General features: G+C 63.6%; 11 protein-coding genes and 1 pseudogene. 6 read left to right on the top strand and 6 right to left on the bottom strand.

All coding sequences use genetic code 11. From position 1 onward, the window contains the following. Together AMD30_RS23665 and AMD30_RS23660 are read right to left on the bottom strand one after the other, a co-directional pair. Nucleotides 1-484 (bottom strand): ATP-binding protein (locus AMD30_RS23665; RefSeq protein ID WP_197282840.1); only part of this gene is annotated, 484 nt, incomplete at its 3' end. Beyond that, nucleotides 481-1,593 (bottom strand): annotated as a pseudogene (locus AMD30_RS23660) (Mu transposase domain-containing protein); the annotation flags it as partial. The gene AMD30_RS23665 and the pseudogene AMD30_RS23660, both read right to left, overlap by 4 nt. Here AMD30_RS23660 and AMD30_RS23655 point away from each other — a divergent pair. From AMD30_RS23655 to AMD30_RS23645, 3 genes are all read left to right on the top strand, one after another. Beyond that, the gene (locus tag AMD30_RS23655) at nucleotides 1,590-1,988 is read left to right on the top strand and encodes a hypothetical protein (RefSeq protein WP_231632835.1); all 399 of its coding nucleotides are present in this window, start codon (nucleotides 1,590-1,592) and stop codon (nucleotides 1,986-1,988) included. The pseudogene AMD30_RS23660 and the gene AMD30_RS23655 overlap by 4 nt on opposite strands. Nucleotides 1,989-2,166: 178 nt before the next feature. After that, nucleotides 2,167-2,442, top strand: a complete 276-nt coding sequence (locus AMD30_RS23650) for a type II toxin-antitoxin system Phd/YefM family antitoxin (RefSeq protein ID WP_055477309.1) — start codon at nucleotides 2,167-2,169, stop codon at nucleotides 2,440-2,442. Continuing rightward, nucleotides 2,439-2,729 carry a type II toxin-antitoxin system RelE family toxin gene (locus tag AMD30_RS23645; protein ID WP_055477308.1) on the top strand — a complete coding sequence of 97 codons (291 nt, stop codon included), beginning with the start codon at nucleotides 2,439-2,441 and terminating at the stop codon, nucleotides 2,727-2,729. The genes AMD30_RS23650 and AMD30_RS23645 overlap by 4 nt, the downstream gene beginning before the upstream one ends. Before the next feature lie 18 nt (nucleotides 2,730-2,747). Here the strand turns inward: AMD30_RS23645 and AMD30_RS23640 are convergent, their stop codons facing one another. Further along, a complete protein-coding gene (locus tag AMD30_RS23640) occupies nucleotides 2,748-2,954 on the bottom strand; it encodes a hypothetical protein (protein WP_055477311.1) in 207 nt (68 codons plus the stop codon). 667 nt (nucleotides 2,955-3,621) lie between these two features. Beyond that, nucleotides 3,622-3,855: a hypothetical protein gene (locus AMD30_RS23635; RefSeq protein WP_055477307.1), complete on the bottom strand. Its 234-nt coding sequence runs from the start codon at nucleotides 3,853-3,855 to the stop codon at nucleotides 3,622-3,624. Between the two features lie 116 nt (nucleotides 3,856-3,971). On the opposite strand from AMD30_RS23635, the gene AMD30_RS23630 reads away from it, so the two are divergent. Next, nucleotides 3,972-4,325: a hypothetical protein gene (locus AMD30_RS23630; protein ID WP_055477306.1), complete on the top strand. Its 354-nt coding sequence runs from the start codon at nucleotides 3,972-3,974 to the stop codon at nucleotides 4,323-4,325. Nucleotides 4,326-4,443: 118 nt separating this feature from the next. Here the strand turns inward: AMD30_RS23630 and AMD30_RS23625 are convergent, their stop codons facing one another. Continuing rightward, a complete protein-coding gene (locus AMD30_RS23625) occupies nucleotides 4,444-4,683 on the bottom strand; it encodes a hypothetical protein (RefSeq protein WP_055477305.1) in 240 nt (79 codons plus the stop codon). Nucleotides 4,684-4,717: 34 nt separating this feature from the next. Further along, on the bottom strand, nucleotides 4,718-6,778 hold the full coding sequence (locus AMD30_RS23620; RefSeq protein WP_068970440.1) for a DEAD/DEAH box helicase: 2,061 nt from the start codon (nucleotides 6,776-6,778) through the stop codon (nucleotides 4,718-4,720). Between the two features lie 283 nt (nucleotides 6,779-7,061). On the opposite strand from AMD30_RS23620, the gene AMD30_RS23615 reads away from it, so the two are divergent. Next, on the top strand, nucleotides 7,062-8,093 hold the full coding sequence (locus tag AMD30_RS23615) for a reprolysin-like metallopeptidase (RefSeq protein WP_189340051.1): 1,032 nt from the start codon (nucleotides 7,062-7,064) through the stop codon (nucleotides 8,091-8,093). Beyond that, nucleotides 8,093-8,755, top strand: coding sequence for a hypothetical protein (locus AMD30_RS23610; protein WP_055477302.1), 663 nt, complete (start codon nucleotides 8,093-8,095; stop codon nucleotides 8,753-8,755). Before AMD30_RS23615 ends, AMD30_RS23610 begins: the two co-directional genes overlap by 1 nt. Nucleotides 8,756-8,797: the final 42 nt, after the last annotated feature.

Genomic DNA, 8,797 nt, shown 5'->3' with positions numbered 1-8,797 from the left:
CGGCCAGTCCGCGATACAGGGTCTCCACGAGGTCGGCGGCGGTGAAGTACCGCACTTTGTGTCCGGCGTGTACTGCGGCGATCCCCAGCCCGATCAGGGTGTGACTCTTACCCGTCCCGGCTGGGCCGATCAAGGCCAGATTGTGTTGGGCTCGAACCCATTCCAGTGAGGATAGGTATTCGAAGGTATTGGCCGGGATGGAGGATGCGGCCACGTCGAACGATTCCAAGGTTTTGGTGACCGGGAACCCGGCAGCTTTTAGTCGGTTGCGGATGTTGGAGGCATCACGAGCGGCGATCTCGGCTTCGACCAGGGTTCGCAGTACTTCTTCGGGTGTCCATCGCTGGGTTTTCGCGGTGAGCAGGACCTCGGGTGCGGTGCGGCGGATCGAGGCGAGCTTCAATCGGCGTAGCGCTTGGTCGAGGTCGGCCGGTAGTGGCGGCACTGTCTGAGGTGCAACGGGTGTCGATGTTGTGGTGGTCATGACACCTCCTTGTCGCCGGCGCCGAGCTTGTAGGCATCCAGCGAGCGGGTGGGCGCGGTAGGCAGGTGCCCGAGCAGTGCTGTGCCGGCCGGTCGCGGGTTGGGGGTGCCGGCTCCGGCATCGAGGATCGAGCGCACATCGGCGGCCTTGAACCGTCGGAATGCCACCGCCCTGGTCAGGGCGGTGAGCACCTGTTCGTGGCCGTGGGAGGTGACGAGCCCGAGGATGTCGTCGAGTTCACCGCCCAGGCGGGTGTTCCCGATGGCCGCGGCACCGACCAGGAACTGCTCAGCAACCTCACCGAGATCGCAGAACTGCTTCTCTGCTGCGGTTTTGGGTCGTGGTGCACGACTGGGCGGGGTGCGTGGCCCCCCGTAGTGGGCATCGTTGAGGACGACCTCTCCGGGTGCGGCCAACAGATGATCGGCGACCACCTCACCGGAGGCAGGTTCGGCGATCAGGAGCCGTTCACCGTCCTGGATGAGGGTCACGGTGGTGCCGATGAGCCGGTTGGGTACCGAGTAGCGGGCCGAGGCGTACCGGATACAGGAGAGGCGATCGACCTTACGGGTGACCGGCGGTGGACCGACCTGGGCCCGCAGAGACGGCAACGGGCTCAATGTGTCTCGTTCGATCGTGAGTTGGTCAGCAGGCACGCACAGTGTGTCGCTGTGACGGCGGGTGTTGACCTCGACACACCAGTCCCGCGCGGCCCGGTTCGCTGCGTGCACATCCAGCTGCACGTCGTCACGACCAGCAGCGATCTTGGCTTCGGTCCACAACGGCTGCGCCAGATCCGACTGCGCGTACCCGCAGAGGTTCTCCACGATCCCTTTCGATTCCGGATCGGCGCCGTGACAGAAGTCCGGGGAAAACCCGTAGTGGGTGGCAAACCGCACATACGTGGGGGTGGGTACGACGACGTTGGCGACGACTCCACCTTTGAGGCAACCCATCCGATCAGCGAGTACCTTGTTGGGCACTCCACCGATCTCTTCTAACGCTTCGGCGATGAATCCGAGTGTGGTGATGGATGTTTCGTTGGTGGCGAACCGAACGAACCGCCACCGCGAGAACGCCAACACCGCGCAGAAGATGTGCAGCCATGGACAGCGGTTGCAGTGCCCCGCGATTCGGTGGGAGTTTTGTCGAAGCTATTGCGTCGAAGGAGAAGAACCAGCCGGCACCGCCGCATGTGGTCTTCGATGACCTCGTCAGCCCGAACAGGCAGCCGTCACGCCCATGGCTACATCTGTACGACGACGAGGTTGCGCCGACGGTCCTCGAAGCGGCGCGACCCAGGCGGGTGGTGTGGTCGTCGTTGTGGACGAAGCGACCGGATGCTCAAGTGGTCTTCGATCTGAGCGGCGGGCGTAGTGGTACCAATCTGCGGTGGACGCTGCTCACGGAGCAGCCCGCACCGGATGACCGCCAATTGCGTCACCTGTGCCAACGCATCGGCAACCTGATCAACGCCAACCTGCGTTACACGTACGGCCAGTAGCCTCAGCCATGCGGGTCAGTCGTAGAACGGCTGGCTCTACCGTATCGGTCGGCGGGGTAAGGGCAGCGTGGACAGGTCGATGCATCAAATGAGCTAGTAGTGACTAACTTGACATAATATCTATTATCGGCTAAAAACGAGGCTAGTGGAAGGCTAGTATTGCGGCTATCATGTAGCCATGACGACAGTGCCACTCGGTGAAGCTAAGGACAAGCTCTCCGCGCTGGTCGACAGCGCCGAGAGCACGCACGACATCATCACGATCACCAAGCACGGCAAACCCGCCGCGGTGCTGATGTCGGCCGACGACCTCGAATCGCTGCACGAGACGATCTACTGGCTCTCACGCGCCGGCGTCCGCGACGACGTCGCTACCGCAGACGCCGAGTACGCGGCCGGTGAGACCGTCTCCATCGACGACCTGCGCGCCGAACACGGCATGCCGCCGAAATGAGCGACGCTCCGACAGACTCGTCCGCCCCGTACCGGGTTGAGGTCGCATCCCCAGCTCGACGCGACCTTCAACGACTCCCATCCCGGATCGTCCACGCCGTCATCGAATTCATCTCCGGGCCGCTCGCCGAGAACCCCCACCGGCTTAGCAAGCCGCTGCGCGACGACCTCGCAGACCTTCACAGCGCCCGCCGCGGCGATTATCGCATCCTGCTCCGCATCGACGACCCCAACCACACCATCGTCATTGTCAGAATCGACCACCGAGCCCACGCCTACCGCACCTGAGTCTGGTGCGTTGAATTCTCAACCGACCCGGCGGTACTTCCTGTGCATTGCCTGCTTCGTCGTTCCAAGGAGCGTGCCGATCTCTGCCCACGACAGTCCTGCCAGGCGTGCCCGCCGCACCGCGACTTCCTCCTCGCGGGCAATCTCCCGTCGCCAATCTGCGACTCGGGAAAGCTGCTCGATTGGTGTCTCGTCGTCGTCGCCGCGGTCCAGTCCAGTCCTCATGCAGACCAGCGTGCCCGTGTCTCCGCGATCCGTCAACATTGGTTGACGGAAACCAGTTTGAATCACTGCTCGTCGTCAGTACCCGCATTCCTGGGCTGTCGACCAGCTCTAAGACCTCATCATCGCGCTGCAACGCCAGGTCAGCATGATCATCGCCGCCTCAAGACCACTTGTAGTGGTGACGATGGAGTGATCGTAAGCGGAACACGCACTATCCATCACCGCTGTGCGAGCTGTCAGCCTCGCCATCGGTGCTATCCGGGGGTCCCGAGCGACGGTCCGGCCAGTTGGAAGGGTCGGGCAGCAAGCTGCGATCACCACCGAAGGCATCGCCGAGCCCGAAACCGCCATTGCGAATGGCCATATCCAGTCCTGAAGACTTCCACAACCTGGAAGCCACGTCATCGAAAGCTCCAGGGTTGGTCTTGCTTAGCGACAGCAACGCGTCGTTCAGAGCACCCTCTTAGCGAAGAATGCCTGTGCGGCGACGACTCCGACTGCGAACGAGCTGCAGCACGAATGGCCGAGGCCCACCTGCCTAACGCCCACCAGCTCCTGACGATGCTCGCCGACACCCTCGGCTACAGCCTCACCAAGCGGTAAGTAGGAACGAAGCCTCCCGCTGCCCGGACATCCCAGGCAGCGGGAGGCTTTCGCTCATACGTGGTTATGCCTGCGTGAGGCGGTCCTCGCGCTCGCGGACCAGTCGCACGATCCCCTGGAACACGCGGTACCCGCGTGCCCGCTGGTACCCGCTCACCGCTCGGTCGTACACCGCCGCGACCGGAAGGGTCTCCGACTCCAGACCGCGGTCCTCGACCAGCTCCTCGTAGATCGAGTTGAACGGAGCGATCCAGTTGTTCAGGCGGCGATCGGGACCGTAGTCGCCCAGCCGGTACACCGACTCCCGCGAGACGAACCCGCCGTTGCGGATGAGATTTTCGCGCTAAACAAGTTCTCTTACGAACCGGCCCTCGGTGCCATAGATTGAGCCGGGACTCACCGTAAGGTGGGTCGATGGTAGCCACTTTCGCCGTATCGCGTGCAGGCAAGGCCCAGGTCGTCGCCGCCGCTATCATCGGCTTCGTAGTCGGGATGTTCGTCGTGATCCCGCTCGCCCATCTGACACGGAGCTGGCTGGGCTTGTCGGAACCCACCGCCGCGCCCCTGGATGCACCGGTGGACAGGCCGCTCATCGCCACGTACTGGGTTCCGTGGTTGCTGGCATGGGCGGTGCTACTCCTTCCCGGGATCGCGGTTATGCTCCCGGCACGCACCCGTTGGGCTGGCTGGGCGTACTCGCTCGCGGCTGGCGTAACGGCCGGAGTGATCGCGCTACTCGGGGCATGGACCGATTGGGGCTTGGGATAGACCTTGTCGATCAGGACTGCTTCTTGCAACTCGCCCTAGTTCAACACGTCCCGTTACCAGTTGAAAAATGCTGGGGGACAGGGCTTTAGCTAGCCAGATAGACATAGGCCCGTCGGCGTCACAGGCCGAGCTGCTGGCGCAGCGTGGCGAGGTCCTGTTGAGCGACGTCGAGGATCTCGGCGGCCGCCGGCGGGCAGTATCTGATCGCCTTGTCGTTTTCCGTGATGACCAGGTGGGTGTCACCGGCCAGGATGAAGTGGGCCTTCTTGCCTTTGCGGTGGGCGGCGCACGGACGCTCGTGATTCGTGCGGGGCGTCTCGACACGGACGTGGCGCAGGATCGCTTTGGTGGTGGGCATGCTGACTCCTTTGGGGCACGGTACGGGTGAGGTTTTACCCGCGTTGGGACAGTTGGGATCTCAACGTGTCGCGGACGGTGTCGGCGATCTTGTCGATGCGTTCGAAGATGGTGGTCAACTGCTCGCCCGACCACTCGCCGCGGGTGCCGTTGGGCATGCCCACCGCCTCGTTGATCGCCGCGGCCAGACGGCGGATTGCGATGACCGTGTTGTGCTGACGCGGGCCGCCCGTGACGGCCATCAGCTGGTGACCCCGGGTCGGGAGGTCGAGGTCGGCCAGAATTCGGTTGGCGACCGCCTTGGTGCGCTGGTTGACCCGGGTCTTGGCCGATTGTCGTGCCCGCTGCGGGGAGACCGGGATCGGCTGCGGCGCAGGGGGTGCGGCTGCTGCCTGCTGCGCCAGCAGGCGTTGGCGTAGCTGCTCGCGGTCAACGACGTCGCCGACACGAATGCCGGGGGCGACTTCGCGGTTCAAGATCTCGTCGAGGACCCGGTCGTCGGTGGGATCAAGGTAGGTCTGCTCGACGAAGTCGGTGAGGATCTCGTTGTCGACGAGCATGCCCTCGTCGAATCGGCGGGCACGCGGTTCGCCATCACCGTTGCCATCGCCGTCATCGTCGGTGGTGCCGGCAACCCATCCGTGCACCAAGGCTTGGTCATCGAGGTCGAGTTCGCGGAATTCTGACCAGCGGGCGTCGTTGTTGAGTCCGATGTGGGACACGATGTGGCCCTGGTTGTCGGGGTGCTCGGGGGCCGCCTCCTGCACCACGCGCATCACCCGGCCGACAAACTGGATGTAGGGCGCCAGGCTGCGGAAGGGCCGGAAGATCGCCGCGACACTCAGGCGCGGGTGGTCGAAGCCCTCACCGAGCATCTGCACCTGCACGACGCAGTCGAGCTGCCCTTGGCGCAGCCGTGCGATGACGGCGTCCTGGTCGTTTTCGTCCATGTCGGAATGGATCTCGGCCGCGCGGTATCCGCATTCGTTGTAGATCGCGGCGACCTGGCGGGCATGGTCGACCGAGCAGGCCGCGGCGATGATCTGGTGCTGGATACCGGTCTGGGCGCGCATCCGGTCACACGCCTGGATGCTGGCCTCCACGATGTGGCGGTTGCACTCGGTACTCAGCGCCACGCCGCGGCGGAACCAGGCCTCCTCGCGCAGTTCCAGGACTTCGTCGAGGGTGTGGCGGCGGGTGTCGTCACGGTAGGTGAAGTACAGCTCGGCGGGGGCGACGTTGCGGGAGTGGATCTGCTTGATGTAGCCGGTGATCATCGCCCGGGTGAACGGGTACCGGTAGACGATGTCGCCGTGCAGCTGCTGCTGGTCGGAGCGAAACGGGGTGGCGGTCAGGCTGACGACCTTGGCATTGGGGAAGCGCCGGAACACCTTCTGCCAGCTTTCGGCGGCAGCGTGATGGCCCTCATCGACCAGGATCATGTCAAAAAAGTCCTCCGGGAACTGCGGAAGCCACCGGTCGGCCTGGCTGGCCAGCTGCTGGATGTTGCAGACCACGAAGTCACTTTCGATCGCGTCGTGGACGTTGGCGTTTGGCCCGTCCAGGACGGCCATCCACGGCCCTGCGGTGAAATCCGACAACACCCGACACTTGGTCCAGAAACACTGCGGGCTGGTGATGTCCACGGCATCGGCGACCCCCTTACGGATCGTCAAGTTCGGCGTGATCACCAGCGTGCGACCACGGGCGATGCCGAAGGGCAGAGTCGCCATGATGCCGGTCTTGCCGCACCCGACTGGAATCTGCACGATCGCCGGGGTGGCGTTCTCAGCGAAGTGCTCGCGCACAGCACGGTGGGCCTCGCGCTGTGGCTCCCGCAACGCCGCGTTGGCCTCGACGTCCGCGTTGGCGGTGACGAACACACTGCTGTTGGCGCCAGCCGCGGCGGCCTCCTGGGCACGGCGATACTCCAGCCGGAACGGCTCCAGGTCGGCGCGCCGGTAATACCGGTAATCACTGCCGGGGCGCCGCAGCGCAGGCAAGGTGCCGTCACGATCCCATCGCCGCAGCGTCTGGGCGGACACCCCGAGATAAGCAGCCGCCTCCGCGACTCGCAGAAAACCTTGTTCAGCCATGATTAAAACTATACAACATTATACAACTCTAACAAGTATCCACTGCGTATATTGCCGCGCGCAAATGAGCTTCAACCTCGACACACTCTCCCGCTCACACGTCAGGTCACCTGGACGGGCCGGGCCCTCGAGGCCGACAAAGTCACCACAGCGTCCCGCTACATCAGTCGGGCAGGTAGGTGCGAGGCAGGAGTGCCGAAGTGATCTGCGGTACCCGATTTTCGTTGACGTAGATCACACATTGCAGATAGCGTGTCCACCACTTGCTGGTCTTGGGGGGCGAGTGAAGGTGGTGACGGTGCGTAGGTTTGGTATTGCCCTGGCCTCGTTAGTAATTGCCGCATTAATGTGGATCGGCGCAGGCGCGGTACGCGCGGACGTCTTCCATGGTTACTGGATCTACGGGAAGATCCACGAGGAATACGAACAAGCCGGTGGTTACAACTTCTTCGGCAACGCCACCATCCCCGAGTCAAACACCCAGAACGGCGGCAAGTTTCAGAAGTTCGTCAAGAACAGCTCGATCTACTGGCACTCCGCCGTGGCCGGCGGGCATGCCAACCAGATCGGTGGACTTATTCGCGATGCGTGGGGCCGAGTAGGTTGGGAGACTGGGTATCTGGGCTATCCGATCACCCGCGAGTTCGGCGTCAACGGCGGGCGCGCGAATCACATGGTGGCCGGGTCGATCTACTACTCGGCCACGACCGGAGCTAAAAACGTGTGGCTGGGAATCCGCGACGTCTGGGCCGATTCAGGCTGGGAGAACGGGCGATTCAAGTTTCCCACTGAAGACACCCGCACCACCACCTGCTCGGTCTGGGCGCAAGACTTCCAGGGCGGCACTGTGCTCTACAAGGACACGGGCGTCGGCGGCTACTTCCTACCCAACAACGACGTCGATGGGCAGCGCCTCGCCTACAGCACCGGCGGCGGTTTCCTCTACGGCGCCGAGCTGCAATCTGCGGTGAACTCCTGGAACCAACTCAGTCCTATCACGGTCGCGCCGGTAGGTGTGTTCGAGGTTGCCGATGTGGCGATCTCGACGGAAAACCGATCCGATGTGAGCTGGTCTGGGCTGCACACGCGCTACAACGCGCCGCTGACCAGCACTATCCAGATCAACATGCACTACGTGCAGGGCTACTCATCGGCGAGGAGAGCGGGGGTGATCGCCCACGAGATTGGGCACGCACTGGGACTGTTCCACACCTGCTCCAACGACCTGATGGCAGATAATGACGGGGCCCGCGGAACGTCCTACACGCCCACTGGGCTCACCCGCGACCTCTACCACAACAAGTGGGGATTCTGATGACCACCAACCACCGAGCAACACGACCGGCGGCCCTCACGCTCGGCATCGTCGGCATCTTCGCCGCTGCCACCCTGGCCGCGTGCGGCGAACAAACCGTCAATGAGGGCATCCCTCCCCTCGAATCGGCCACGGCCACCTCGACCGCCCATGCGGACTCGATCACCGACACCTCTGACCTACGCAACCTGATGGCGATCTCGACGCACGTCTTCACCGGCCGCGTCGAATCAGCCGCCGGCACCAAGGCACTCGGGCCACTCCCCGAAACTCAGTACAGCGTGCTCACCAAAACGGCGATCAAAGGTGAAGTCCCCGAGAGCGTGGTAGTCAACCAGCAAGGCGGAGTCAAAGACGGTGTCTACATTTCCGTCAACGGCGACAGACCTCTCAAGGTCGGCCAGTGGTACCTGTTCGCCACCCGCTACCTCGAGTCAGAGAAGTGGTACACCCTCGTCCCTGTCGACGGCCGCAAGCCTGTGACTGAACAACAAGCCCGCGACAGAGCCTCCGCGCCCCTAGCCGCAGCTGAGGCCGCGTTGCGCGCCAACCCCCAAAACCGGCTCGCACCACCGGCCCCACCGAGCCCGTCGATGACCTTTCCGATACCCCAACCCGGCGACCGCAACCCGCCACCACCCTCACCGGCGCCAACCGGTTAATCATCCGGTGGTCAGGGTGTATGAACCGTCCTGGATCGGATG

Origin of the sequence: Gordonia sp. HS-NH1 (assembly GCF_001418765.1) — a bacterium.
Taxonomy (GTDB): domain Bacteria; phylum Actinomycetota; class Actinomycetes; order Mycobacteriales; family Mycobacteriaceae; genus Gordonia.
This window is presented reverse-complemented; position numbering and strand designations above follow the sequence as displayed.